The sequence below is a fragment of the Rhizobium sp. T1470 genome, from assembly GCF_042140505.1.
In the GTDB taxonomy this organism is placed as follows: Bacteria; Pseudomonadota; Alphaproteobacteria; order Rhizobiales; family Rhizobiaceae; genus Rhizobium; species Rhizobium favelukesii.
This window is the reverse complement of record NZ_CP148091.1, coordinates 3,838,190-3,863,835: the sequence shown is the minus strand read 5'-3', so window position 1 is coordinate 3,863,835 and position 25,646 is coordinate 3,838,190. Positions and strand designations below refer to the sequence as shown.

The 25,646-nt window shown below is 61.6% G+C and carries 23 protein-coding genes; 16 read left to right on the top strand and 7 right to left on the bottom strand.

Annotation, left to right across the window (positions count from 1 at the left end; genetic code table 11):
- The first annotated feature begins 12 nt into the window (after nt 1–12).
- The 3 genes from xylA (at nt 13) to WGT02_RS19400 (ending at nt 2,822) form a co-directional block, all read left to right on the top strand.
- A complete protein-coding gene (gene xylA / locus WGT02_RS19410) occupies nt 13–1,323 on the top strand; it encodes a xylose isomerase (RefSeq protein WP_024314898.1) in 1,311 nt (436 codons plus the stop codon).
- Between the two features lie 681 nt (nt 1,324–2,004).
- Nucleotides 2,005–2,223: a hypothetical protein gene (locus WGT02_RS19405; RefSeq protein ID WP_024314896.1), complete on the top strand. Its 219-nt coding sequence runs from the start codon at nt 2,005–2,007 to the stop codon at nt 2,221–2,223.
- A 128-nt stretch (nt 2,224–2,351) separates the two neighbouring features.
- A complete protein-coding gene (locus tag WGT02_RS19400) occupies nt 2,352–2,822 on the top strand; it encodes a cupin domain-containing protein (RefSeq protein WP_024314895.1) in 471 nt (156 codons plus the stop codon).
- Nucleotides 2,823–2,922: 100 nt separating this feature from the next.
- On the opposite strand, the gene WGT02_RS19395 is transcribed toward WGT02_RS19400, so the two are convergent.
- On the bottom strand, nt 2,923–3,954 hold the full coding sequence (locus tag WGT02_RS19395) for a LacI family DNA-binding transcriptional regulator (protein ID WP_024314894.1): 1,032 nt from the start codon (nt 3,952–3,954) through the stop codon (nt 2,923–2,925).
- 170 nt (nt 3,955–4,124) lie between these two features.
- Here WGT02_RS19395 and WGT02_RS19390 point away from each other — a divergent pair, with 170 nt between their 5' ends.
- The 3 genes from WGT02_RS19390 to WGT02_RS19380 all read left to right on the top strand — a co-directional run bounded on the left by WGT02_RS19390 (nt 4,125) and on the right by WGT02_RS19380 (nt 7,769).
- Entirely contained in the window at nt 4,125–5,648 is a 1,524-nt protein-coding gene (locus WGT02_RS19390; protein ID WP_208249652.1) for a sugar ABC transporter ATP-binding protein, read from the top strand.
- Nucleotides 5,649–5,729: 81 nt separating this feature from the next.
- Nucleotides 5,730–6,734, top strand: coding sequence for an ABC transporter permease (locus tag WGT02_RS19385; protein WP_208249653.1), 1,005 nt, complete (start codon nt 5,730–5,732; stop codon nt 6,732–6,734).
- Between the two features lie 87 nt (nt 6,735–6,821).
- Complete coding sequence (locus WGT02_RS19380) at nt 6,822–7,769, top strand: substrate-binding domain-containing protein (protein ID WP_024314891.1); 948 nt, start codon at nt 6,822–6,824, stop codon at nt 7,767–7,769.
- Between the two features lie 64 nt (nt 7,770–7,833).
- Here the strand turns inward: WGT02_RS19380 and WGT02_RS19375 are convergent, their stop codons facing one another.
- Nucleotides 7,834–9,612, bottom strand: a complete 1,779-nt coding sequence (locus WGT02_RS19375; RefSeq protein WP_208249654.1) for a tetratricopeptide repeat protein — start codon at nt 9,610–9,612, stop codon at nt 7,834–7,836.
- Nucleotides 9,613–9,903: 291 nt separating this feature from the next.
- On the opposite strand from WGT02_RS19375, the gene WGT02_RS19370 reads away from it, so the two are divergent.
- From WGT02_RS19370 to WGT02_RS19350, 5 genes are all read left to right on the top strand, one after another.
- Nucleotides 9,904–10,956 (top strand): sugar phosphate isomerase/epimerase, encoded by a 1,053-nt coding sequence (locus WGT02_RS19370; protein ID WP_024314889.1) that lies wholly within the window; start codon nt 9,904–9,906, stop codon nt 10,954–10,956.
- 97 nt (nt 10,957–11,053) lie between these two features.
- A complete protein-coding gene (locus WGT02_RS19365) occupies nt 11,054–12,241 on the top strand; it encodes a Gfo/Idh/MocA family protein (protein ID WP_024314888.1) in 1,188 nt (395 codons plus the stop codon).
- Between the two features lie 123 nt (nt 12,242–12,364).
- Nucleotides 12,365–12,748 (top strand): hypothetical protein, encoded by a 384-nt coding sequence (locus WGT02_RS19360; RefSeq protein WP_024314887.1) that lies wholly within the window; start codon nt 12,365–12,367, stop codon nt 12,746–12,748.
- A gap of 158 nt (nt 12,749–12,906) precedes the next feature.
- A complete protein-coding gene (locus WGT02_RS19355) occupies nt 12,907–13,095 on the top strand; it encodes a hypothetical protein (protein WP_225039742.1) in 189 nt (62 codons plus the stop codon).
- Nucleotides 13,096–13,522: 427 nt separating this feature from the next.
- Nucleotides 13,523–15,124: an ABC-F family ATP-binding cassette domain-containing protein gene (locus tag WGT02_RS19350; protein ID WP_208249655.1), complete on the top strand. Its 1,602-nt coding sequence runs from the start codon at nt 13,523–13,525 to the stop codon at nt 15,122–15,124.
- 264 nt (nt 15,125–15,388) lie between these two features.
- Here the strand turns inward: WGT02_RS19350 and WGT02_RS19345 are convergent, their stop codons facing one another.
- Together WGT02_RS19345 and WGT02_RS19340 are read right to left on the bottom strand one after the other, a co-directional pair.
- Nucleotides 15,389–16,117 (bottom strand): esterase family protein, encoded by a 729-nt coding sequence (locus WGT02_RS19345; protein WP_024314885.1) that lies wholly within the window; start codon nt 16,115–16,117, stop codon nt 15,389–15,391.
- Entirely contained in the window at nt 16,114–17,079 is a 966-nt protein-coding gene (locus tag WGT02_RS19340; RefSeq protein WP_024314884.1) for an acetylxylan esterase, read from the bottom strand. Before WGT02_RS19340 ends, WGT02_RS19345 begins: the two co-directional genes overlap by 4 nt.
- Nucleotides 17,080–17,246: 167 nt before the next feature.
- Between WGT02_RS19340 and WGT02_RS19335 the strand changes: the two genes are divergently transcribed.
- The 3 genes from WGT02_RS19335 to WGT02_RS19325 all read left to right on the top strand — a co-directional run bounded on the left by WGT02_RS19335 (nt 17,247) and on the right by WGT02_RS19325 (nt 21,575).
- The gene (locus WGT02_RS19335) at nt 17,247–18,620 is read left to right on the top strand and encodes a GH1 family beta-glucosidase (protein WP_024314883.1); all 1,374 of its coding nucleotides are present in this window, start codon (nt 17,247–17,249) and stop codon (nt 18,618–18,620) included.
- 39 nt (nt 18,621–18,659) lie between these two features.
- On the top strand, nt 18,660–19,232 hold the full coding sequence (locus WGT02_RS19330) for an NADPH-dependent FMN reductase (protein WP_024314882.1): 573 nt from the start codon (nt 18,660–18,662) through the stop codon (nt 19,230–19,232).
- Between the two features lie 132 nt (nt 19,233–19,364).
- Nucleotides 19,365–21,575 carry a bifunctional diguanylate cyclase/phosphodiesterase gene (locus tag WGT02_RS19325; RefSeq protein ID WP_024314881.1) on the top strand — a complete coding sequence of 737 codons (2,211 nt, stop codon included), beginning with the start codon at nt 19,365–19,367 and terminating at the stop codon, nt 21,573–21,575.
- Between the two features lie 24 nt (nt 21,576–21,599).
- On the opposite strand, the gene WGT02_RS19320 is transcribed toward WGT02_RS19325, so the two are convergent.
- The 3 genes from WGT02_RS19320 to WGT02_RS19310 are packed head-to-tail and all read right to left on the bottom strand — an operon-like array spanning nt 21,600 to nt 23,962.
- A complete protein-coding gene (locus tag WGT02_RS19320; protein ID WP_024315832.1) occupies nt 21,600–22,541 on the bottom strand; it encodes a rhodanese-related sulfurtransferase in 942 nt (313 codons plus the stop codon).
- Nucleotides 22,542–22,587: 46 nt separating this feature from the next.
- On the bottom strand, nt 22,588–23,496 hold the full coding sequence (locus WGT02_RS19315; RefSeq protein WP_208249656.1) for a CHAD domain-containing protein: 909 nt from the start codon (nt 23,494–23,496) through the stop codon (nt 22,588–22,590).
- Nucleotides 23,474–23,962 (bottom strand): CYTH domain-containing protein, encoded by a 489-nt coding sequence (locus tag WGT02_RS19310; RefSeq protein ID WP_024315834.1) that lies wholly within the window; start codon nt 23,960–23,962, stop codon nt 23,474–23,476. The genes WGT02_RS19315 and WGT02_RS19310 overlap by 23 nt, the downstream gene beginning before the upstream one ends.
- 156 nt (nt 23,963–24,118) lie before the next feature.
- On the opposite strand from WGT02_RS19310, the gene WGT02_RS19305 reads away from it, so the two are divergent.
- Both WGT02_RS19305 and WGT02_RS19300 read left to right on the top strand, forming a co-directional pair.
- Nucleotides 24,119–24,757, top strand: a complete 639-nt coding sequence (locus WGT02_RS19305; protein ID WP_024315835.1) for a 2-dehydro-3-deoxy-phosphogluconate aldolase — start codon at nt 24,119–24,121, stop codon at nt 24,755–24,757.
- 109 nt (nt 24,758–24,866) lie between these two features.
- Nucleotides 24,867–25,577, top strand: a complete 711-nt coding sequence (locus tag WGT02_RS19300) for a tellurite resistance TerB family protein (RefSeq protein WP_024315836.1) — start codon at nt 24,867–24,869, stop codon at nt 25,575–25,577.
- The last annotated feature ends 69 nt before the right edge of the window (nt 25,578–25,646 follow it).

The window sequence follows — 25,646 nt, the reverse complement described above, 5'->3', positions numbered from 1 at the left end:
AGGAGACACGAGATGAGCACCGGATTTTTCGGCGACATCCAGAAGATCAAGTATGAAGGCCCGGACAGCACCAATCCGCTGGCTTTCCGCCATTACGACAAGGACGAAGTCGTCCTCGGCAAACGCATGGAAGACCATCTGCGCTTTGCCGTTGCCTACTGGCACACCTTCACCTGGCCGGGCGGCGACCCCTTCGGCGGCCAGACCTTCCTGCGCCCATGGTTCGAAGACACGATGCAGGCTGCGAAGCTGAAGGCCGACGTCGCGTTTGAGTTCTTCTCGCTGCTTGGCGCTCCGTACTACTGCTTCCACGATGCCGACGTGCGTCCGGAAGGCAAGAACTTCGCCGAGAACACCAAGAACCTAAACGAGATCGTCGACTACTTCGCCGAGAAGCAGGCCGCGACCGGCACCAAGCTGCTCTGGGGCACGGCGAACCTCTTCTCCAACCGTCGCTTCATGTCGGGTGCCGCGACCAATCCAGATCCGGACGTTTTCGCCTTCTCCGCAGCGACGGTGAAGACCTGCATGGACGCCACGCAGAAGCTCGGCGGCGAAAACTACGTGCTGTGGGGCGGCCGCGAAGGTTACGAGACGCTGCTCAACACCGACCTGAAGCGCGAACTCGACCAACTCGGCCGCTTCCTCAACCTCGTCGTCGAATACAAGCACAAGATCGGCTACAAGGGCACGATCCTGATCGAGCCTAAGCCGCAGGAGCCGACCAAGCACCAGTACGACTACGACGTCGCGACCGTCTACGGCTTCCTGAAGAGGAACGGCCTCGAGAACGAAGTGAAGGTCAATATCGAGCAGGGCCACGCGATCCTCGCCGGCCATTCCTTCGAGCACGAGCTGGCGCTTGCCAACGCGCTCGGCATCTTCGGCTCGATCGACATGAACCGCAACGACTATCAGTCCGGCTGGGATACCGACCAGTTCCCGAACAATGTTCCGGAAATGGCACTGGCCTACTATCACGTTCTGGCCGGCGGCGGCTTCAAGACCGGTGGTACGAACTTCGATGCCAAGCTGCGTCGCCAGTCGCTGGACCCGGCAGATCTCCTGATCGGCCACGTCGGCGGCATGGATTGCTGCGCCCGCGGCCTGAAGGCCGCCGCCAAGATGATCGAGGACAAGGCGCTCTCCCAGCCGTTGGAAGACCGCTACGCCGGCTGGGGCACGGCGGAAGGCCAGAAGCTCATGCGCGGCGAATACTCGCTGGAGCAGATCGCCGAGTGGGTCGAAAGCAAGGACGTCAACCCGCAGCCGAAGTCCGGCAAGCAGGAACTGCTCGAAAACATCGTCAACCGTTACGTGTGATCGGCGGTTGATTGTGGAGGAGAGGGCCGGGGAGCGAAAGCTTCCCGGCTTTTTTACTTGGTCTGGTGTCGGGCGAGGTTCGACCTGCCCTACCTGGCTGCGGGACCGTGGAAAGAGGAGGCAATGTCATGACGAAGGCCGACCTTTGCGCCATCTACCGGGACCACATTGCCTGCCTGAACAAGCAAGACTGGTCGAGGCTGGGGCAGTTGTTCATCCTGATGTGCACGACAATGGCAGGTGGATCGGGGGGCAGGTGGATCGGGGGGCAGGTGGATCGGGTTGTCGGGCTATCGCGAGATGAACTCGATCGCATGGAGCTTCACGATATCGTGGATATGCGACGGAGGCGGCCTTCAATCGAGCCTTCTCGCGTGGCTTCGGCACGCCGCCCGCGACATGGCGCGCAAAGGCGCAGACGAGCACGCGTGGTCAAGACTCTCGCGCCACCGCCCGCAGGTTACCGAAGCGGCCGGAAGCGGGAGAGCGATAGGAGGCGTTTAAAGGCAGCCGATGATGGTTGGCCACTTATGCCGACCGCGATGGGTGAGTCTGACTGGGGCGCCAATCTCGTTTGCGAGCACCCGCAGCGGTCGTTACAGAAATCGGCCGATCATCATGGCTTGCGCAGCACGCGCTGACGAGCGTAGACCGGTTTCCTGCTAACGGGAGGGCCGATACATGGGCGACAGCGAACGAGATTGGACTGCCCTCGTGCAGGCAGTCGCCGACAGCCCCAAGCGCGACAACAGCGCCTATCACAAAGCAATGGCCGAGGCGCGGCAGGCGTTTGATGTAGCCGAGGCGGCTCTTGGCGGGCCGGTCCAGGTCAAGACGAAAACGAAGATGAAGCGAAGCGGCGAATACGTCGTGAAATGGATGTTCAAGCGGGTGAAATGACTTGCCGACATTCGATCGGATGACCGAGGAGCGCTTGCCTAGAGATGGTCCGCGGACGTATTCTTAGCATTCGCGAGCCTGCTCCAGCGTGCAGCCGAGGTGAAAGGCCCGGCGAGAGGGAGGATATCATGAAAATCGCATCGATATTCGCAGTCGGTTGGATTGGATTCTGCGGGACCGCAGCCTTTGCCTTGGCACAGGATGCGCACGCAATATTCGCTCCCGGTGATGTCAAGTGGGTCGGGGCTCCCAAAACGCTTCCTGCCGGAGCCCAAGCGGCGGTCTTGTTCGGCAATCCCACCAAGAAAGGCTTGTTTGCCCTTCGGCTCAAATTGCCGCCGGGGTATGCGATCCCACCGCACACGCATCCTGGCTATGAAGTGGTCACGGTCATATCCGGGGCTGCCAAAATTGGCATGGGCAAAACCGCCGATCGGAGCGCCACGAAGGCACTGCCCGCGGGCAGTTTCTTTGCCTTGCCGCCGGGTACGGCGCATTTTGTTTACTTCGACGATGAGACTGTCGTCCAAATCAACACCAACGGCCCGTGGAGCATTAAGTACGTCAACCCGGCGGACGATCCTCAAAAGTCGCAATAGCCAATAGCCGTGCGGCACGAAGGCCAACCGCTCCCGCCGCCCCCAAGCGCGGCGGGACGTCCATGTCGGTGTCGGGTGGCTAAAACATCTGCTACCGGTGTCAGCGCTTCGTCCATCGCCGCGACGGTGCGCCCACTGAGTTGCGCACCACAAGGTCCGGGCGCAGCAGGATTTCGGTCTCCGCCGGCTGGCCGTCGGACAGGAACTCCAAGAGAAGCGCCATGGCCTGCTTGCCGATTGCGGTTCGCGGCTGGCGGATGGTGGTGAGCGGCGGCGACATGAAGACGGCCTGTGGCACGTCGTCGAAGCCGGTCACGGAGAAGTCCTTCGGAATATCGTAGCCGCGGGCGCCGAGACCGATCATCACGCCGATCGCCGTCTGGTCGTTCACACACATGAAGGCCGTCGGCAGCGTGTCGCGCATGAACAGTTGCTCGACGGCGTGGCGGCCGCTTTCAAGCGTTCCGTCGCCTTCGAGCACGATGCGCTTGTCGGGCGCAACGCCTGCCGCATCGAGCCCCGCGTCATAACCCTCGCGACGTCTGGCGTAGGCCAAACGGGTGCGCGAATCGCCGATGAAGGCGATCTTGCGATGACCCTCGGCAAGCAGCAGGTCGACCGCCTTTCTGGCCCCCTCCACATCATCGACGCCGACATAGGGGATGCCGCCGTTGAAGACCGGCTCGAAGACGCCGACGCTTGGCGGCAGGCGGGCCGTCATTGTCTGATGGCCGAAGGGCAGAATGCCGGTAAAGAGAATCAGACCGGCGGCCTGGTTGGAATTCAGGAACTTCAGATATTCAAGGCCGCGCTGCGCATCATTCTGCGTATGGCCGATCAGAACACCGTAGCCATGGGCGCGCGCTTCGTTCTCGAGGCCGACGAGAATGTTGGAAAAATTCGGGTCGCCGATGTCTGGGGCCACCACGAGAATCATGTTCGACCGGCCAAGCCGCAGGCTCCGCGCCATGGCGTTGGTGGTGTAACCGGTGATGGCGATCGCCTGGTTGACCTTCAGCCGCGTCGAGTTGGCGACCTTCTCCGGCATGTGGATCGCACGCGACACCGTCGCGATCGAAACCTCGGCGATCCGAGCGACGTCTTCTATGGTTGCGGGCGTGGAATTCGACACTGCGTCCTGCCTTGGGATGCCTTCGCCGCGACACTACACAGACTTGCCGAGAGGTCAAACGCCGGAGCCGGCAGATCTGTGTGTAACGATGATGTAAACCTTTACATGCGCCGTGTAAAGGTTTACATACGGCGTCCAGCGGATGGGAGCCGCAGGGAGGAAGCCAGTCAATGAGTGTGGATTCTGTCGACGCCGCGCCTGTGGTGTTGTCCGCGCGGCGCATCTGCAAGTCGTTCAGCGGCGTGCAAGTTCTCTTCAGTGTCAACTTCGATCTGCGCGCCGGCGAAATCCATGCTCTCATGGGCGAAAACGGCGCCGGCAAATCGACTTTGGTCAAGGTCATGTCCGGCTTCGAGCAGCCGAGTTCGGGGGAGATATTGCTCGACGGGGAGCCGGTCGTGCTGCCGGCCAACGGTGCGGCGGAAGCGCTCGGCATCGTTCTCATCCACCAGGAATTCAATCTCGCCGAACATCTGACCGTCACCGAGAGTCTCTACCTCGGTCGCGAAGTCACGCGTTTCGGCATCCTTGACCGCAAACACATGCGCGCCGAGACCCGCAAGGCGCTCGATCTTCTCGGTTCGCATGTCGACGAGAATGCCATAATCGGCACATTGTCGATCGCTGACAAGCAGATGGTTGAAATCGCCAAGGCAATCAGTCGCGATGCACGCGTCGTCATCATGGACGAGCCGACGGCCGTGCTGTCGCGCGAAGAGACGAACTTCCTGTTCCGGCAGGTGCGCAAGCTGCGCGACAAGGGGACGAGCTTCATCTTCGTATCGCATAAGCTCGACGAGGTGATGGAGATCACCGACCGGGTGACCGTGTTGCGCGATGGGCAGTGGGTCAAGACGGCGCCGACCGCGATGCTCGACGGCGAATCCATCGCCCAGCTGATGGTCGGGCGCGAGCTTTCAAGCCTCTATCCGACCAAGGTCGAGCCCAACGTCGACGAGGAAATCGTCCTCCGGGTCGAAGGGGTTTCGACGGGATACGTGCAGGATGCGAGCTTCGAGGTCCGCAAGGGTGAGATTATCGGATTTTCCGGCATGATCGGCTCCGGTCGCACGGAGCTGATGGAGGCGATCGCAGGGTTGCGCGTCCGCGCATCCGGCGAGGTCGTCATTCGCGGCGAGACCGTGCTTTCGGGCGATGTGCATGCCGCCAACCGCGCCGGGCTTGCCTACATGACGAAGGATCGCAAGTCGAAGGGTCTGCTCCTGCGTTCCGGCATGATGACCAATCTGACGCTTCAGTCGCTCGGCCAGCATTCGCTGCACGGCTATCTCAGCCCGAGCAGCGAGGCGAAGGCGCTTGCCACGGCGCGGCGACGTTTCGATATCCGCGTGCGCGACACCAATATCGTCGCCGGTCGCATGTCGGGTGGCAATCAGCAGAAGCTGCTGCTTGCCAAGGTCATGGAGACGGAGCCTGAGATCATCATCATCGACGAGCCGACACGCGGCATCGATGTCGGCACCAAGCAGCAGATCTATCATTTCATCTCGGCGCTGGCGCGCGACGGTCGATCCATCATCGTCGTCTCTTCGGAGATGCCTGAGGTGATCGGCCTCTGCACCCGGGTCGCCGTGATGCGCGAGGGGCGCATTGTCGGCGTGCTCGAGGGCGAAGAGATCTCTGAGCAGGAGATCATGCGCTATGCAGCCGGATTGAAGAAGAAAGCCGCCTGATGCTGGCGGAGAGGCGGCTGCGCTCAGCAGGCCGCGCAGGTATGATGCCCATCTAATTTGGGGCGGGAGGTCGGTTTGGAGATGAGTGTGAACGAGGAGACCAGGGAAATTAGGCGTCGCCCCTGGCGGGATATCGATCTGCGCGCGGTTGCGCCCTTTGCAGCCCTGATATTGCTCTTGATCGTGGGGGCGATGGTCAACCCGAACTTCATCGGCATCACGAACCTTGCAAATGTCGCGACGCGCTGTGCCTTCATCGCCATCATCGCTGTCGGCGCCACCTTCGTGATCTCGGCGGGGGATCTCGATCTTTCCGTTGGTTCGATGGTGGCTTTCGTCGCCAGCCTGATGATCCTGTTGATGAATTCCGGCGTGATTGCCGATCCGACGTTGATGCTGGTCGCCGCCGTCCTGTTTACGCTGGTTGCCGGCGCGCTCTGCGGGCTTGCCAATGGTCTGATTACCACCGTCGGCAGGATCGAGCCGTTTATCGCCACGCTCGGCACCATGGGTATCTATCGCGGCCTGACGACTTGGTTGTCGCAGGGCGGGGCGATTACGCTACGCTCGCCCGACATTCAGACGCTCTACCGTCCGGCCTATTTCGGCAGCATTCTCGGCGTGCCGGTGCCGATTGTCGTGATCCTGGCCGTGACGGCCGTTGCAGCCTTCATCCTCTACCGCACACGTTACGGTCGGCACGTCGTCGCCGTCGGCTCGAACAGCGATGTCGCGCGCTATTCCGGCATTGCAGTCAATCGCGTGCGCACCATCGCCTTCGTCATCCAGGGGCTCTGCGTGGCCATCGCCGTGCTGCTCTACGTGCCGCGCCTCGGCTCAACCTCGGCAACGACAGGTATTCTGTGGGAGCTACAGGCGATCACCGCCGTCGTCGTCGGCGGCACGGCGCTCAAGGGTGGTGCCGGCCGTGTCTGGGGTACGATCTGCGGCGCCTTCATTCTCGAGCTCGTCGGCAACATCATGCTGCTGTCGAACTTCGTCAGCGAATATCTCATCGGTGCGATCCAGGGTGCGATCATCATCATCGCCATGCTGGTACAGCGCTCGCTGGTCCGCAAATCATAGCGGATCGGCTCCAGGAATTGGCCGGGATCACAGGGCGTCCGGTTGACGGGTAGGAAAAGTCCCTGACGTTTATTGGGAGGAAATAGAATGCGCAAACTCATGTTGGGTCTTGCGGTTGCGGCCGTCACGCTGGCGGGTACCGCATACGCACAGGACAAGAAGTTCACCATCGGCGTGTCCATTCCGGCCGCCGACCATGGCTGGACCTCAGGCGTCGTGTTCCATGCCGAACGCATCGCCAAGAAGCTGATGGAAGAGCATCCGGGTCTGAATGTCATCGTTAAGACCTCGCCGGACGCTGCCAGCCAGGCCAACGCCGTACAAGATCTTGACACGCAGGGCATCGATGCACTCGTCATCCTGCCGTCGGATCCCGATCCGCTCGTCAACGCCATCAAGGAAGTCAAGGCCAAGGGCAAGTACGTCGCGCTTGTCGACCGCGCGCCATCGACCAACGATGACTCCGTCCGCGACCTTTACGTTGCTGGCAACAATCCGGCGCTCGGTGAAGTCGCCGGCAAGTACATCGCTTCTCAGACGCCGGACGCCGAAGTGGTCATCATCCGCGGTCTGCCGATCCCGATCGATCAGCAGCGCCAGGACGGCTTCGACAAGGGCATTGCCGGCTCCAAGGTCAAGGTTCTCGACCGCCAGTACGGCAACTGGAACCGCGACGATGCCTTCAAGGTCATGCAGGACTACCTGACGAAGTATCCGAAGATCGACGTGGTCTGGTGCCAGGATGACGACATGGCTGTCGGCGTGCTGCAGGCGATCGAGCAGGCCAAGCGTACCGACATCAAGTATGTCGTCGCCGGCGCCGGCTCCAAGGACATGGTCAAGAAGGTCATGGACGGTGACAAGATGATCCCGGTCGACGTTCTCTACCCACCGGCAATGGTCGGCACGGCAATGGAACTGACGGCCGCTGGTCTCTACGACCAGGTGCCGGTTCGCGGCACCTTCGTCCTCGACGCGACGCTCGTCACGAAGGACAACGCCAAGGACTTCTACTTCCCGGATTCTCCGTTCTGATCTGAAAAGCCTAGTGCGGCGCCCGTTCGACAGGACGGGCGCCTTTCTTTGATGGTGTCGCTTGCTAGCCGGGTAGGCCGGCGCTGGCGAGATCGGCGATGAAGCGGTCGATGAAGGTTTCGGTCATCACCGGATTGTCGCCGAAATAGAATTCCCGCCGGGCGTCGGCGCAGTTCATTCCCGGCCGGAAACGATGAAGCCTGAAAATCGCTTCTCGAGCCTCGTCCGTTTCGCCTTGCCTTCCGAGGATCGCAACCAGAACGATCGCCGGCCAGAAGGTGGCATTCGGTGAGCGGAGCGATGCGCGCGCTGCCTTGGCCGCTTCCGCCATGTCGCCCAATTGATAGTTCGCGATGGCGAGAACGTTATGGAAGGTCCAAAGATGCGGATCGCGAGGACTGAGCCGGAACGCTTCCTTGATCTCGGCAATGCCTTCGGCGGGCCGCTCGACGTAGCAAAGGACTTGGCCGAGCGCGAAGTGAGCTTGCGCGAAACTCTGATCCAGTTGCAAGGCGTTATGCAGATGCGCAATTCCCGCCTCCGTCGCCCCATCAAGCGCAAGCGCTCTGCCCAAGGCGAGGTGCGCGGCGGGTTCCTTCTGGTCCAGTCCGATCGCCCGTTCGGCAAGCTCGATCGCCTCGCAGATGCGCTCACCCCGCTCGTCAAGCGGGCCGTACCAGCCGAGCTGAATGTGAACGTAGGCCAGGCGGGCCTTTGCCTGCGCGAACGTCGGATCAATACTGATCGCCTGTTCGAAAAGCGCCTTCGCGGTCTTCAGTTCGTCAAGCGTGAATCGGTAGAGATGCCAGAGACCCTTCAGGTAAATCTCCCAGGCATCCATGTCGAGCACGGCGCGGCCGCGAAGAGCGGCGAACTCGATGGAGCCCAGTTCCGGCTCGATCGTTCCGGTGATTTCGGAGGCGAGCTGGTCCTGAACCTCGAAGATATCCGCCAGCGTCCGGTCGTAGCGTTCCGCCCAGAGCAGCGTGCCATCCGTGCCGCTCAGCAATTGCGCGGTGATGCGAACGCGATTGGCGGCGCGGCGCACGCTGCCTTCGAGCACGTACTTGACACCAAGATCCTCGGCAACCTGTTGTGCATTGGCCTTCCGACCCTTGTAGCTGAAGGACGAATTGCGGGCTGCGACCAGCAGCCAGCGACAGCGCGCCAGCGTGGCGATCAGCTCGTCCGTGAAGCCGTCCGAGAAATGCTCCTGTTCCTCGATGCTCGACATGTTGCTGAAGGGCAGCACGGCAATCGAGGGGCGATTGCGCACGGGCCACGCGGCTTCTTCCTTCCAGTCGGACGGCGGTGGCCGCTGTTCATCATCCTCCGGCATCCAACGCCAGACACGGATCGGTCGCTCGATGTTCTTGAGCCTGCGGTTGCCGAAATCGATTGCCCTGAAGTCAACCTTCGGCCGGATCTGGTCATTGACCTGCTGGGAGACGCAGATTCCACCTGGAGGCGCCAGAGCCTGCAGGCTTGCGGCGACGTTCACGCCGTCGCCGAAGATGTCGTCGTCCTCGACGAGCACGTCGTCGACATGGATGCCGATCCGCCACACCATGCGTCGATCCGGCTCGATGGCCTCGTTGCGCTGAAGCAATGCTGTTTGAATTTCCATGGCGCAGCCGATAGCATCGACGACACTTGCAAATTCCGCCAGTGTGCCGTCGCCGACAAACTTGACGACCCGTCCGTGATGCCTGCCGATGCTTGGCACGATGACTTCGCTGTTGTGCGCTTTCAGGTTCGCGAACGTGCCGGTTTCGTCAAGGCCCATCAGCCGGGAAAAGCCGACAACATCCGCATCCAAGATTGCTGCCAGACGCCGCGTCATGCGCCAACCTCCTGGTCCAAAGACAGTAGCACGGCACGGCGCGATGTCTACCGCCGCAAGACGCGGCAGGTGCTCGGATCGCAGCCAGGTGGTACAGTCGTGACGTGGTGGACAGGAGAAATGCGGTACGTACATCTTGCTGCCGGAGACAGGCCGTGATTAAGTCACCGCCTTTGATTTACGCCCGTTGGGGCAAATTTGCAGTTTCGCCGAAATCGGCTTGCAGACTGCAAATCGCGTGCTAGAACACTGCCAGAAACGTTTACGGTCATCTTTTAGGGAGGAATTGACATGAAAACGATCAAGGGTCCGGGCCTTTTCCTTGGACAGTTCGCGGGCGATGCCGCGCCGTTCAACTCGTGGGATTCGATCACCAAATGGGCGGCCGACATCGGCTACAAGGGCGTGCAGGTTCCGACCTGGGCGGGCCAGTTGATCGACCTCAAGAAGGCGGCTTCCTCGAAGGATTATTGCGACGAGTTCGCTGGCAAGGCGCGCGAAAACGGCGTCGAAGTTACCGAGCTTTCCACCCACCTTCAGGGCCAGCTCGTGGCCGTTCATCCGGCCTATGACGAAGCCTTCGACGGCTTTGCCGCACCTGAGGTGCGCGGCAATCCGAAGGCGCGCCAGGAATGGGCTGTCGAACAGGTGAAGATGGCGCTGACGGCCTCGAAGCATCTCGGCATCAAGGCGCACGCGACCTTCTCCGGCGCGCTTGCCTGGCCGTTCGTCTATCCGTGGCCGCAGCGCCCTGCCGGCCTCGTCGAAACCGCGTTCGACGAGCTTGCCCGCCGCTGGAAGCCGATCCTCGACCATGCCGACGAGAACGGCGTCGACGTCTGCTACGAAATCCATCCCGGGGAAGACCTGCACGACGGCATCACCTACGAGATGTTCCTGGAGCGCGTCGGCAACCATCCGCGCGCCAACATGCTCTACGATCCGTCGCACTACGTCCTGCAGTGCCTCGACTATCTCGACAACATCGACATCTACAAAGACCGCATCAAGATGTTCCACGTCAAGGACGCGGAGTTCAACCCGACCGGCCGGCAGGGCGTTTATGGCGGTTACCAGGGCTGGGTCGAACGTGCCGGTCGCTTCCGTTCGCTCGGCGACGGTCAGGTCGATTTCGGCGCGGTCTTCTCGAAGATGACGGCCAACAACTTCGACGGCTGGGCCGTGGTCGAGTGGGAATGCGCGCTGAAGCATCCTGAGGACGGCGCGCGCGAAGGCGCCGAGTTCGTCAAGGCGCACATCATCCGCGTTACGGAAAAGGCGTTTGACGATTTTGCATCGGGCGGTACGGACCAGGCGGCCAACCGCCGCATGCTCGGTCTCTGAGACACCCGCCCTTGTTAACGGGAAGGGCTGATTGGAACGCAGCAGGAAGGGGTCATCCCTTCCCAGCCCCGCCCCCCACGCATTTCAGGAGGAACCAATGGCAATTGAAGCATCTACAGAACCGGCGCGCGAACCGCGTATCCGCCTCGGCATGGTCGGCGGCGGCGCGGGCGCATTCATTGGAGCGGTCCATCGCATCGCTGCCCGCATCGACGACCAGTACGATCTGATCGCCGGCGCGCTGTCGTCGACGCCGGAAAAGGCGATGGCGTCGGGCCGCGACCTCGGCCTCGATCCGTCGCGCACCTATTCGAGCTACCGCGAGATGGCGATCCGCGAAGCGAAGCTGAAGAACGGCATTGAGGCCGTCTCGATCGTCACGCCGAACCACGTGCACTACGATGCCGCCAAGGAATTCCTGCGTCGTGGCATCCACGTCATCTGCGACAAGCCGCTGACATCGAACCTTGCCGACGCGAAGAAGCTGAAGAAGGTCGCCGACGAGAGCGGTGCGCTCTTCATCCTGACCCATAACTATACCGGCTACCCGATGGTCCGTCAGGCCCGCGAGATGATCGCCAACGGCGAGCTCGGCGATATCCGCATCGTCCAGGCCGAATATCCGCAGGACTGGCTGACGGAAGCCGTGGAGCAGACTGGCGCCAAGCAGGCCGTCTGGCGCACCGACCCGGCACAGTCGGGAGCGGGCGGCTCGACCGGTGACATCGGCACGCATGCCTATAACCTCGCATCCTTCGTTTCCGGCCTCGAACTCGACAGCCTCGCCGCCGATCTCGACAGCTTCGTCGAAGGTCGTCGCCTCGACGACAACGCCCATGTGATGCTGCGCTTCAAGGCGAAGGGCAACGAAAAGGCGGCCAAGGGCATGCTCTGGTGCAGCCAAGTGGCGCCCGGTCATGAAAACGGCCTGAAGGTCCGCGTCTACGGCACCAAGGGTGGCTTGGAGTGGGTACAGGCGGATCCGAACTATCTCTGGTTCACGCCGTTCGGTGAGCAAAAGCGTTTGATCACCCGCAACGGTGCCGGTTCCGGCCCGGCCGCTGCCCGCGTTTCACGCATTCCCTCCGGTCATCCGGAAGGTTACCTTGAAGCCTTTGCGACGATCTACACGGAAGCCGCCCATGCCATCAACGCCCACAAGAAAGGCAAGGCCGTGGACAAGGCCGTCATTTACCCGACCGTCGATGACGGCGTGAAGGGCGTTGCCTTCGTTGAGGCCTGCGTGGCGTCCTCGAAGAAGAACGGTGGCTGGGTCAAGGTCTGACCCGCAATCCGCCAGACTGAATGATACAGCTATTGAGCGCGCCTCTTACAATATTAGGAAGTGCGCTCATTGTCGTTTAACAATGCTGGCAGAAATAAGCGCAACCAGATGGCGAGGCGTCCGATGAAATCTTCTGCTAGAGGTCTCACCTGCGCATTCGCGCTCGCCGCCTTTCCGGCGTTGTCGCAGGAAGTCCCCAATCGCATGCCGAACTTCTATGCCGGCCAGCGTGTCCCCGGCACGGTGAACGTGCAGACGACGGTCTCCCTGTCGGTGCCGGTCGAGGCCGGGCAGGAAACTGGCGAGCAGATCAAGGCCGCCCAGAAAGGGTTCTATCTGATGGCGGGCGGGCAGTGCGATCTCATTTTGCAGACGCTGGCGCAGAGCTGCCAGATCACCAATCTCACGAGCAGCGCGGATCTCAATCGCGGTTCGCGAAACGACATCGTCGTGCGGGGCACCGTGACGATGGCGGTGAAGCTCAAGGATAGCCAAGAGAAGCCGTAACCGCTCCTCGGCATTGTGGTCGAAGCGGCAGATTTGCCGCCTTGAGCCGACCGCATATTAGGCAGCGGCCTGCTGGCGCTTGGTCAGCGCATCGATGCTCAAACGGCCGCCGGCGGGTCTGTGTCGTGAAACGAGCCATTCAGGGTCGGTTGCTTCACATGCGATTCCTGACCGTCGTCACAACCGGACTTGCGCTGATCGCCCCTGCCGCGCACCTCTTTGTGCTCCGGAACAAAATCGGACTGCCGAAAGCGGATGACTTTGTGGCGCAGCAGATCTATCGCGATTGGTGGATCGTCGGCCCTTTCCTGCCGTTGGCGTGGCTCGCCATCTCGGGAACGCCATAGCGGTGCGAGACGACAGGACGGCGATGGTGCTTTCGATCGCGGCGGCGGTGCTATTGGCGCTCAACCTCACGATCGTTTGGCCTTTCACGCAGCCAGCAAACGCCGCCACGCAGGATTGGACCGTTCAGCCTGACAATGGGCAAGCGCTGCGCACCTGATGGCAGTACGCGCACGCAATGCGGCGGCAAACGTCCTCGCATTCTGCTGCGCGGTCGCCGCGTCGATCCACACATATAGCGACGATTCTCCGGTTCGATAGAACGGATTGGATCGGCAAGGGCAGTTGCCGTGGCAAGGCCTGCCCTTGATTTCAGTGTCCTGCCTGCCTAGATTGCGGTCGTCTCCAACACCAACAGGATGTGTGCAGTAATGGATTTCACCCCGATCGCAACGCCAGTTCGCCTTGCCATTCGGGAGTCCTTTATCCATGCCTGCATCCATTACCCTGTCCAATCTTTCGTGGTCCACGCCTGACGGGCGCGCGCTTCTTTCCAATCTCGACCTAAGTTTCGGCGCCGAACGAACTGGCCTCGTCGGCCGCAATGGCGTCGGAAAGACAACGCTTCTGAAGCTCGTCGCCGGTGAGTTGCCGACGCAATCCGGCAGCATTGCCTTCGGCGGGCGGCTCGGCTTCCTGCGCCAGGCGGTGCAGGTGGAGGAGAGTGCGACGGTTGCCGATTTCTTCGGGGCCAGCGATGCGCTGGCCATTCTGCGCCGTGCCGAGGTCGGCGAGGCGACTACCGAGGAGATCGCCTTGGCGGATTGGACCATCGAGGCACGCATAGCCACGGCACTGGAGCGTATCGGGCTCGACGCCCAGCCGGAAACCCTGCTTGCCTCGCTATCCGGCGGGCAGCGGACGCGCGTCAGTCTCGCTGCGCTTATCTTCTCCGAGCCCGATTTCCTCATCCTCGACGAGCCGACCAATAATCTCGATCGCGACGGGCGCGACGCTGTCATCGCATTGCTGGCCAGCTGGCGTGCCGGTGCTGTGGTCGTCAGCCACGATCGCGAACTGCTGGAGACCATGGATGCGATCATCGAGATCACCGCGCTCGGCGCACGGCGATACGGCGGAAACTGGAGCGCGTTCCGGGAGCGCAAGGCCATTGAACTGGCTGCCGCCGAGCACGATCTCGCAGACGCCGAAAGGCGCCTCGCCGATGTCGTCGGCAGCGCCCAGGTCACGGCGCAGCGGCAGGCACGCAGCGATCGCGCCGGGCGCAAGAAGGCGGCAAGGGGGGATATGCCCCGCATCGTCGCCGGCGGCCTCCAGCGGCGGGCGGAAAATACCAGCGGCAACAAGGTTCGCCGCGGCGAAAAGCGCCGCGAGGAAGCGATGCAGGAGGCGTCAGCGGCGCGGGAGCGGATCGAGATCCTTCAGCTCTTCTCGGCCCAGCTTGCGTCGACGGGACTGCCGTCGGGCCGGGACGTCCTGAGGCTGAATGGCGTCACCGCCGGCTATCAGCCAGGTGAGCCCATCGTCCGAAACCTCTCTTTCGGCATCACCGGTCCTGATCGCGTGGCGATCGCCGGGCCAAATGGCTCGGGCAAGACGACGCTGCTCGCGTTGATTTCAGGCACACTGCAGCCATGGTCCGGTACGGTATCCGTCATGACCGGCTTTTCGCTGTTCGATCAGAGCGTCAGCCTGCTCGATCGAGCGCTGTCGATCCGCGAGAATTTCCGCAATCTCAATCCGCGAGCGAACGAAAATGCCTGCCGTGCGGCGCTGGCGCGTTTCATGTTCCGGGCAGATGCCGCTCTGCAGCAGGTCTCGACGCTCTCCGGCGGGCAGCTGTTGCGTGCCGGCCTTGCCTGCGTGCTCGGCGGCGCAAAGCCGCCGCCGCTCCTGATCCTCGACGAGCCGACCAACCATCTCGACATCGATTCCATCGCTGCCGTGGAGGCCGGCTTGCAGGCCTACGACGGCGCGCTGCTTGTCGTCAGTCATGACGAGGTGTTTCTGGAGAATATCGGCGTTGCGAGACGGCTTCAGCTACCTCTTGGCGAAGAGATCATTCTGTAAACGGCAGAGGAGACGGTCTGAGAGGGCTTGGAGGCGTCTTCGACGAAGCCCGCCAGAGCGTCCACGCTGCCTTGGCGCAGCACCTCGCGCACCGCGGGGCGCTTTCGCGAGCGCGTTGTCTGTCAACGAGAGGCTGCTGCGGCCGTCGCTAGGATCGGGCGTGCGCCGCACCCGCCCGTCCCGCTCTATTCGTGCCAGCGTCTGTGGCCATGGAGGGCTGCTCGACCTTGGCAAACCGTTGCTTTCAGCCGCCCTCCCTGAGGATCAGATATAAAGCGCTGCCATCTTCCGCCAGGCGCCGGCACGATGGGCTCGCCCTTCCCAGACGTGTAGATGGTGGCCGACCTGCTTTTCGGAAAGCAGACGGCTGAGGTAGTGATTGTTGTCGAGGAAGGGATCGGCGTCGCCGATCGTCAGAACGATCTCGATCTGGCGCAACTTCTCCAGCTGCCAGCCGCCATCAAGCCCCGGCAGAAAGTGCGTCGGAGTGTGAAAATAGACTGAACTGTCGTAGTAGCCGTCGAACAGATCGCCGAAGGATTCGACCTTGATTGTCAGATCGTAGCGACCGGAAAAGGCGACGAGTTTGCGAAACAAATGCGGATGGTGAAAGACCAGACTGGCGGCCTGGAAGGCGCCGAGGCTGCAGCCATGCACGATGGTGCAATCATGCGCATTCCTCGAAGCCATCAGCGGCAGGACTTCATTCAGGATATAGTCTTCGAAGGCTGCATGGCGGTGAATGCGCTCAGCTGGATGCCGATCGAAGCCGTAGAAGGTCTCGGCGGCCAGCCCCTCGATGCAATAGAGCTGGAGCTGGCCAGCCTCCAGCTTGCCGGCAAGGCTTTCAACAAGGCCGAGCCTTTCATATTCCCAGAAGCGTCCCTCGCGCGTGGGAAACATCAACACCTTGGCGCCGGCATGGCCGAACACCAGCAGTTCCATGTCGCGATGCAAGCGCGGACTATGCCAGCGCAAATATTCTCGGTTCATAACACCTTGAAAAAATGCCGGACCTTTTCACGGAGAAGCGCATTCTGTTCTGTGCTACCAGGATAGTCGAAGTGCCCGGCATCGAGGATGAAGATTTCATTATATTTTGATGTCGACAAAGCATTCGCCACCGCAAACTGGCAGGGTGGTGCGACGGCAGGGTCGAACAGCGCGACAGCAGCAAGCATCGGCACCTTGATCCGGGTTGCGGCACTCGCCGCATCGAACATGCGCAGGGCCTCGAGCACGCTTCCATGAGTCTTCTGGTAGGTCTGGACGGAATCGGCGCTGCCGACGGTCGGCAGTGTCAGCCATCGCTCTCGGTCGCCAAAGGTTGGAACGACGAGGTGGCCGCGATTGATGCGGAGATCGAATGGTATCGCCAAGGCGCCGATGCCGCCCCCGAAACTGACGCCGCTATAGCCGATGTGACCGGCAAGCCATGGATAGAGCGACAGAAGCGTCGAAACGGCAAGCCAGAGGTCATCGACGCAGCCGCCGATGATGTAGTCGTCGGGCTTGTCGATCTCCTGGAGAACATGCCCCGATGCATCCGGCGGGATTGGCGGATGGGGGCTGAGCGACAGGCCGCGAAAGCAGAGGAAGAGGACCGCGGCGTCTTCGACGGGCAGATCGAAATCCGGTGCGTCGCGACCACCATAGCCATGACCCACCACCAGTCCGCGGCGCACCGGCCGGTCGCGCGGCAAAAGCAGCCAGCCGCCGATCCTGATCCCGCCGGTCGAGGTGTAGACGATGTCGAGAACCTGCCAAATGGGATGCGTCAGCGCGCTGATCCGGAGCACCGGCTGCGGGTCCGTCGCGATCGCCCTTTTGTATCGGGTCTGCCAAAACGGGTCGAAGCCGGGCGGCGCCTCCGGTGGCACGATCGCCTGAAGGTCGGGGAGCTTCATGCCGTAGGTCGGGTCGAAGGCAAATGGGTGTGTCACGGGAATGCTCATGCAAGGGTTGTTTCGCGAAAAGACGCGCAATGCAAGGCAATGACTTTGGCAGCGCGCGGAACGGCGCGGAAGGCGCGACTGAAACGTTACAGCGCTGTCATTTCGACTCTGTACAACATCGGTCCGCTTGGCTAAACCGCCTTCGAAACCAAAAGAACGGGATTTCCATGATCGATCCGAAGACCCTTGCTGCCCGCTTGCCTGGCGATTTCACCTTTGGCGTCGCGACGGCGGCGTTCCAAATTGAAGGTGCTTCGAAGACGGATGGCCGCAAGCCCTCCATCTGGGATGCCTTCTGCAACATGCCGGGCCGCGTCTACAATCGCGACAATGGCGACGTTGCCTGCGATCACTACAATCGCCTCGATCAGGATCTCGATCTCATCAAGTCCATCGGCGTCGAAGCCTATCGCTTCTCGATCGCCTGGCCGCGCATCATCCCGGATGGTAGCGGCCCGGTGAACGAGGCTGGCCTGGATTTCTACGATCGCCTCGTCGATGGCTGCAAAGCCCGGGGCATCAAGACTTTCGCAACGCTCTATCACTGGGATCTGCCGCTGCTTCTGGCCGGCGATGGCGGCTGGACGGCGCGCTCGACGGCCTATGCCTACCAGCGCTACGCCAAGACCGTGATGGCCCGCCTCGGCGACCGTCTCGACAGCGTCGCGACCTTCAATGAGCCGTGGTGCATCGTCTGGCTCAGCCACCTCTACGGCATTCATGCGCCGGGTGAGCGCAACATGCAGGCGGCACTCCACGCCATGCACCACATGAACCTTGCCCACGGCCTCGGCGTCGAGGCCATTCGCGCGGTAGCGCCGAATGTTCCCGTCGGCCTCGTGCTCAATGCTTCGTCGGTCATTCCGGGTTCCGAGAGCGCAGCCGACAAGGCCGCGGGCGAACGCGCGCACCAGTTCCACAACGGCGCTTTCTTCGATCCGGTCTTCAAGGGCGGATATCCGAAGGAATTCCTGGAGGCGCTTGGCGACCGCATGCCTGTTGTGGAAGACGCTGACCTCAGGATCATCAACCAGAAGCTCGACTGGTGGGGCCTCAACTACTACACGCCGCTGCGGGTTGCCGATGATCCGGCGAAGAACGGCGACTTCCCCTGGACAATCGAAGCGCCACGCGTCAGCGACGTGAAGACCGATATCGGCTGGGAGGTCTATGCGCCGGGCCTGAAGAACGTCGTCGAGGACCTCTACCGTCGCTACGAGCTGCCGGAGTGCTACATCACCGAGAACGGCGCCTGCTACAACATGGACGTCGTCAACGGTGAGGTCGATGACCAGCCGCGCCTCGACTACTACAGCGATCATCTTGATGTCGTCGCCGACCTGATCAAGGACGGCTATCCGATGCGCGGTTATTTCGCTTGGAGCCTGATGGACAATTTCGAGTGGGCCGAGGGTTATCGCATGCGCTTCGGGCTCGTGCATGTCGACTATCACACGCAGGTCCGCACGGTGAAGAAGAGCGGCGAGTGGTACAGCGAACTTGCGGCGCAGTTTCCCAAGGGCAACCACAAGGTCAGCTGACACATGGCGCGAATCGGCGTCATGTCTTAAAGCGGGCGCATGGAAAAGCCGCTTGTCCTTTATGCGCTCTGCGGCAGCCAGCGAAAGGCTTCGACCAATCGCCGGCTGCTCGAAGCGCTGCGGGACAATGCGCCCGTGGCCGTCTGCGTCGAGATCTGCGAGATGATTGGCGAACTGCCGATCTTCAACCCGGATCGTGAGGGCGAGAATACGCCTGCGCTCGTCGAAGAGTTTGCGGCTAAAGTCCGAGCGTGCGACGGCATCATCGTCGCCTGTCCGGAATACGCCCATGGCCTCCCGGGCGGGTTGAAGAACGCGTTGGATTGGCTGGTCTCCCGCGACGAGGTGCCCTTCAAGCCCGTGATGATCGCGCATGCCTCGCATCGCGGTGATTTCGCGCTGGAACAGCTGACTGAGGTCCTGAAGACGATGTCCTTCGACGTGGTCAATGACGCCGTTTTGCGGATTTCGTTGCTCGGCAAATCGGAGGACGCGCAGGCATCTGTCCTCGCAGAGAGCGTGGAAAACCGCCGGCTCTTATCAGCGCTTGCAAAATTCTGCGCTGCAATCAATCGAACCAGGATCTGGCCGGATCGCTCAAGTCATTGGTAATATTGATCAAATCTGCACGAATCTGCGCTGCTTCCAGCGCTCTTGCAAAATCGCGATGATTAATCGTTACATCGATCTTTAACCGTTTTTTGAGCCCTTGGCTGGCAGACTTCCGTGATCGGGGAGCAGTGAATGCAGGCAATTTTCGGGGGCAGCAAAAAAGTTTCGGGCTTCGGTCGTCATGCGACCGTCGCTGGCGTGCTTTTTTCCTTTGCAATTGTCGTCGCGATCGTCACCGTCATGGTGCTGAGTGCGCTCGAACGCGTTGCAGACCGATCGAATGTGCTGGACGACGAGCGCTCGCGGGAAACCATGTCCGGCGCGCTCAAGACCTTCGAAATGCAATTGAGCGCGACGCTCAACGACTACGCAGCCTGGGATGATGCCGCAGCGAACGTCTATGCGGCCGATGGCATGGCCTGGACGATCAGCAACTACGGCGAGATGTCGGTCAACAGTTCTCTCTTCGACATGGCGATCGTGATCGATGACGAGAAGAAGCCGATCATGGTTTATCGGGAAGGCAAACCGATGGACGGCGCGCTGGATGATTTCTTCTCCCCGTCGCTCTGGACGCTCTTCGACAAAGTGAAGGCGGCGGGGCCGCAGGATAATCCCGAGGCGACGGGCTTCGTTGGCACGAAGGCCGGTATAGCAGTCGTCGGTGTGGCGCTGATACGCGAGAAATCCGGTGCGCTCGACGTCTCGGCAGGAAAGCATCGCTATCTCATCTTTGCGCGACATCTCAGCGCCGACAAAGTTGCCGAGCTTGGCGCGACCTATGTTATCGACGGGTTGAAGCTGGTCGCTCCGGATTTCCAAGCTCCCTATTCGGTGGCGATCGCGGACGCGCAAGCGGTCACTCTCGGCAAGCTCGTCTGGGTGTCGCGGGCGCCCGGCGATATCGGCTACGGCGAAGTTCGCCCGATGGTCGTCAAGGCGCTTGGACTTGTTGGCCTGTTCTTCGTCGTTCTGCTCATCATTGGCTGGTTGGCGCTGCGGCGCCTCAAGGCAGAAGAAATCAACGCCCGGGAGGAAGCAAACCGCGATCGGCTGAGCGGCCTGCTGAACCGCGATGGGCTTGGATCCGCCATCGACGTCTTCGTTGCCGAAGCGGCGCAAACACGCCGCAACGTGCTCATCCTTTATCTCGATCTCGACGGCTTCAAGGAAGTCAATGACGCTTATGGCCATGGCACCGGCGACCAGCTGATCCGCGCGGTCGCCGCCGGTCTCAACGTGCTTATTCCGGAGGGCGCCGTTCTCGCACGTATCGGCGGCGATGAATTCGCCATCGCCTTTGTCTCCGAAAGCGAGCACGCCGTTGCCCTGCAGCTATCCGAGCAGATACTGGACTTCCTGGCAGAGCCGCTGGAGATTGGCCGACGCGTCGTCGTCATTGGCGCGAGCATCGGTATTGCCATGTCGGAAGGCGGCACGATCGATCGCGAAGAGCTGGTGCGTCGGGCCGATCTTGCCATGTACAAGGCCAAGGAAGCTGGCCGTGCACGCATGACGCTTTACGATCCGGCGATGGACGCAGACCGCGGAGAGCGCAATGCGCTGGAACTCGATTTGCGGATGGCGATCGAAGGCGGCGACCTGCAGATTGCCTATCAGCCGCTGATCGATGCGCCGACCCATCAAATGACCGGTGTCGAAGCATTGGTGCGATGGAACCGCCCGGGACACGGCCCGGTCTCGCCCGAAACATTTATTCCCATCGCGGAAACCAGCGGGCTTATCGAGGCGCTGGGGCTTTTCGTTCTGCGCAAGGCCTGCGAAACCGCCAAGCAATGGCCGGAACTGCGTATCTCGGTGAATGTTTCTCCCGGGCAGTTCCGCAACCCGGCCTTTGCCGACTATGTCCGTTACGTGCTGAAGCAGACTGAGATCGAGGCCAAACGTGTGACGCTTGAAGTCACCGAAGGCTATATGATCCAGAACCCACAGCGAACCCGGCAGGCGATCGAGCGGTTGAAGGCGCTGGGCGTCAAGGTTGCGCTCGATGATTTCGGCTCGGGCTTTTCCTCCATCGGCTATTTGCGCCAGTTCGGCTTCGATCGCATCAAGATCGACCGCTCGTTGGTCATGGATATCCTCGAAAGCGATAGTCAGCGCGAAATGCTGCAGGCGACAGTGGCGCTTGCCCGCTCGCTCGACATTCCGGTCACCGCCGAGGGCATCGAGACCGAGGAGCAGGCCATTGCGGTGCGGCTCTTCGGCTGCGATACGCTACAGGGTTACTTCTTTGGTCGGCCGATGCCGGCCGATCAGATCACCGAGCGGCTGATGCAGGCGCGCGCGGCGAAGGTCACCACCCGCCGCCCCAATGCCGCCTGAAAACAGGTCGGCCGAAGTCGCGCTTTAGCCTCCGATGTGCTTCTGCCCGCGCTTCTTGGCGAGCGCAATCTGGTGCTGCCGCTGGCGGTAGCGCAGGCGGTCGTCTTCGCTGCGCGTGTGGTAGCAGTTGCTGCAGGAGACGCCTTCCTCATGGTAAGGTGAGGTGATCTCCTCGGCCGTGATCGGATTGCGGCAGGCGTGGCAGAGCCTATGTTCGCCTTCCTTCAGGCCGTGCTCGACCGACACGCGTTCGTCGAAGACGAAGCAGGCGCCGTCCCAGAGGCTTTCTTCCTGCGGGATTTCCTCGAGATATTTCAGAATGCCGCCCTTGAGATGGTAGACCTCGTCGAAACCCTGCTCCTTCATGAAGGCGGTTGCCTTCTCGCAGCGGATGCCGCCGGTGCAATACATGGCGATTTTGGGCTTGTTGTGCAGGCCGGTATTGTCGCGCACCCAGTCGGGAAATTCACGGAAGGTCTTCGTCTTCGGGTCAACAGCGCCACGGAAGATACCGATCGCCGTCTCGTAGTCGTTGCGCGTATCGATGACGATCGTGTCCGGATCGGAGATCAGAGCATTCCAGTCCTGCGGTGCCACATAGGTGCCGACCACCTTGTTGGGGTCGATGTTTTCGACGCCCATGGTGACGATCTCTTTCTTGAGCTTCACCTTCATGCGAACGAAGGGCATCTTCGATGCGCGGCTTTCCTTGTGCTCGAGCGCGGAAAATTCCGGCTGGGCACGCAGATAGGCAAGCACCGTCTGAATGCCCGCATCCGGGCCGGCGAGCGTACCGTTGATCCCCTCATGCGCCAGAAGCAGCGTACCCTTCACGCCATTTTCTTCGCAAAGCGCCTGCAGCGGCTCGCGCAGGCTGTCGAAGCGCGGCACCGAAACGAAATGGTAGAGAGCCGCAACGAGGAAGGGGCTCGTCGCAGACGTCGGTTGTGTGAGCGTGTCTGTCATGCGGCTGCAAATACAGCTTTCGGGTCTTCTGCGCAATTGGGGCGTTTCAGCTCACCTGAGCCCGCCACAGCAACTCGATCCGATCCGCTTCCTCTTGCGCACCATCGGCGAAGACGTCCTCTGCCCGTTCCAACGCCGCATGTCGGTCCTCCTGCTGGCGGAAGATGATCGCATCCAGCAGATGTGCGAGGTCGTCGGCATTTGAAAAATGTTGCGGCTCGGCCTCCACCAGTGCGCAGAGCACGTCGAGGTCGTGAATATGGCCGAGCAGATCGATCAGGCTGCTCGTCACCTCGTATTTCGCCTTCATCGCCGTTGGCCAGAGCGGTCGAAGCAGCCGTTGGTATGCCCGGTAGTCCTGTGCCCGTTTGCGCAATGTGTGAAAGGTTTCCGCCGAGGCTTCGGCCTGGCAATGCTCGATGGCTTTCCTCGCCTTCAACGTCGTCTTGCGCCAGCCCTTGGCGACAAGCCGTGCAGTCCGACGCGGGCCGCCGTTGAAGTGGACCTCCCCCACCGCTGCAATGGCGTCCCTCAGCACCTCCGGCGTTTCGGTGAGCTTCCTGTCGATATCCGCCTCGGCATCGGCCATGTGGTCGCGCCGGCTTTCCAGTGCCGCGACAATGTGGCCAAGTGCTTTTGCCTCTTTGGCGTCGCGGGCGTTTTCCCTGAGGTAGGCGGCGGTCTCGATCAGCGCTGTCGCGTCTCGGATCGCCGACAGGGACTTCGCCACATCACGAAGCCGAGCGTTCTCGCGCTCGCAAAACTCCGGCACTTCGCTGGCCACGAGGCGGTAAAGGGAGCGCAGGCGCTTCAGGTTCTTGCGAAAGGCGTGGATCGCCTCGTGCTTGCCGTCAGGCCTCTCTGCAAGCGTGTGGATCGCATGAGAGAGCTGGCCGCCAGCGGCCTTCCTGAACTCTGCAGTGAAACTGTGGTCAGGCCGTATGCGAAAGGGCATGCCGGTCGCGCTCGTATTCAGTGGCAAGCGCCTGGTTTGAATAGCGGAAATCGCCTGTCACCTCGCGGCCGATCCATGAAGGCAGCGCGGGGTTGTCGCTCTCCGAGCGCATCTCCACTTCGGCGATCACCAAGCCACGATGCTGTCCGGCAAACACGTCGACCTCCCAGACGAAACCGCCGTGGGGGACGCGATAACGAGTCTTCTCGATGATAATGCCGATCGCGTCATCGAGCAGTTGTTCGGCGTCGGCGACGGGAATATCGTATTCGAATTCCTCGCGGGTCATCGTGCTGCGGCCGATCTTGACCGTCAGCCGTGCCTTCATATTGTCGAGCACGCGCACGCGCACGGAGCGATCATCCATCGAGGCGATATAGCCTTGTTTTAAAACGGATTTCGTCTCCGCTCCGGAGCGCCAGGCATCGCTGTGCACCAGAAACTTCCGCTCGATTTCTTTCGCCATTCCCGGTGAACCTTGTGTGACGATTTAATTACGCTAGCCTAATTTCATCGCCATGGGTACCCATTCTATTCCAAAGATCGGTTTCGGCTCGACAAAGCCTACCCTTGGGGTTATTTCGGGTCCCGAATTCAATCGGTTCAAAAGGATCACGCGGCGATGGGCGAGAAGACAGAAAAGCTCCTTTCCATCCTGAAACTCCAGCCAGTTGTCCCGGTCCTGATCGTCGATGACGTCAAGTCTGCCGTTTCGCTGGCGCGCGCTCTTGTCGCAGGCGGGCTGAAGGCAATCGAGATTACCATGCGCACGTCGGCCGCACTCGATGCTGTCCGCGCCGTTGCCGACGAGGTCGAAGGCGCCGAGGTCGGTGCCGGAACCATCCTCAATGCCGCTCATTGGGACGCCGCGGTTGCTGCCGGCTCGAGGTTCATCGTCAGCCCGGGCGCGACGCAGGAACTGCTCGATGCCGCGCGCAGTTCGTCCGTTCCCCTGCTGCCGGGTGCTGCGACCGCAAGCGAAGTCATGGCGCTGCGCGAAGAAGGCTATCAGGTGCTGAAGTTCTTCCCGGCAGAGCAGGCCGGCGGCGCTGCCTATCTCAAGGCGCTGTCCTCGCCGCTCGCCGGCACCGTTTTCTGCCCGACCGGCGGCATTTCGCTGAAGAATGCGATGGACTACCTGTCGCTGCCGAACGTCATCTGCGTTGGCGGCTCCTGGGTTGCGCCGAAGGAACTGATCGCCGCTGGTGATTGGGCCGGCATCACCAAGCTCGCGTCGGAAGCGGCAGCGTTGAAGGGCTGATTTCGGGACAGACCCATCATTCGATGCAGGTGGATTTCCCGCCTGCATTTGTATTTCCGTCGCCAATACCTATCTCCCATCTGGCCTCTAGACAGGGAGATGATGAGGAATGTTCGACGCGAAGAAGCTTCTTGAGCAGTTCTTGGGTTCGCAGGTGCCGGGTGTCGGCGGTTCTGTCCGTGACCGGGCGGGTGACGCGGTCCAGATGGCCAAGGACAATCCGTGGAAGGCCGGCGCGCTGGCAACCGCGCTTCTCGGAACCAAGACCGGCCGCAGCATTGCCGGCAATGCACTGACCATCGGCGGTCTCGCCGCGATCGCCGGCCTCGGCTATCAGGCCTACAGGAATTACCAGGCAGGGCAGGCGCCCGCGACGCCGTCCGACGCGCCGCCGCCGAAGACGGCCGTGCTGCCACCGCCCGCCGAGTCCGGGTTCGGCGCCGCTTCGCCCGCTCAGAGCAACGAATTCGTGCTCGTTCTCATCCGCGCCATGATCGCGGCGGCGAAGGCCGATGGTCACATCGATGATGGCGAACGCGCGCTCATTGTCGACAAGGTCAAGGCCGCCGATGTGAGCGGCGAGGCAGCCGCCTTCATCGAACGGGAGCTGTCGCAGCCGACGGATATCGATGCGCTGGTCGCAGCCGCGGTCACCGAGGAGCAGCGGGTGGAACTCTACACCGCCTCGCGCCTGACCATCGAGCCGGATTCGCGCGCCGAACGCGGCTACCTCGATCTGCTGGCCGGCCGCCTCGGCCTTCCCGATGCGCTGGTCGATCACATCGAGGCGACGGTTTCCTCCGCCAAGGTCAGTTTGTAAAGGGCATCCTCCGGCCAGTTGCCTTTCCCGGGCGGCTGGCCTAAGCCATGTCTCCTTATCTGGAGGAGC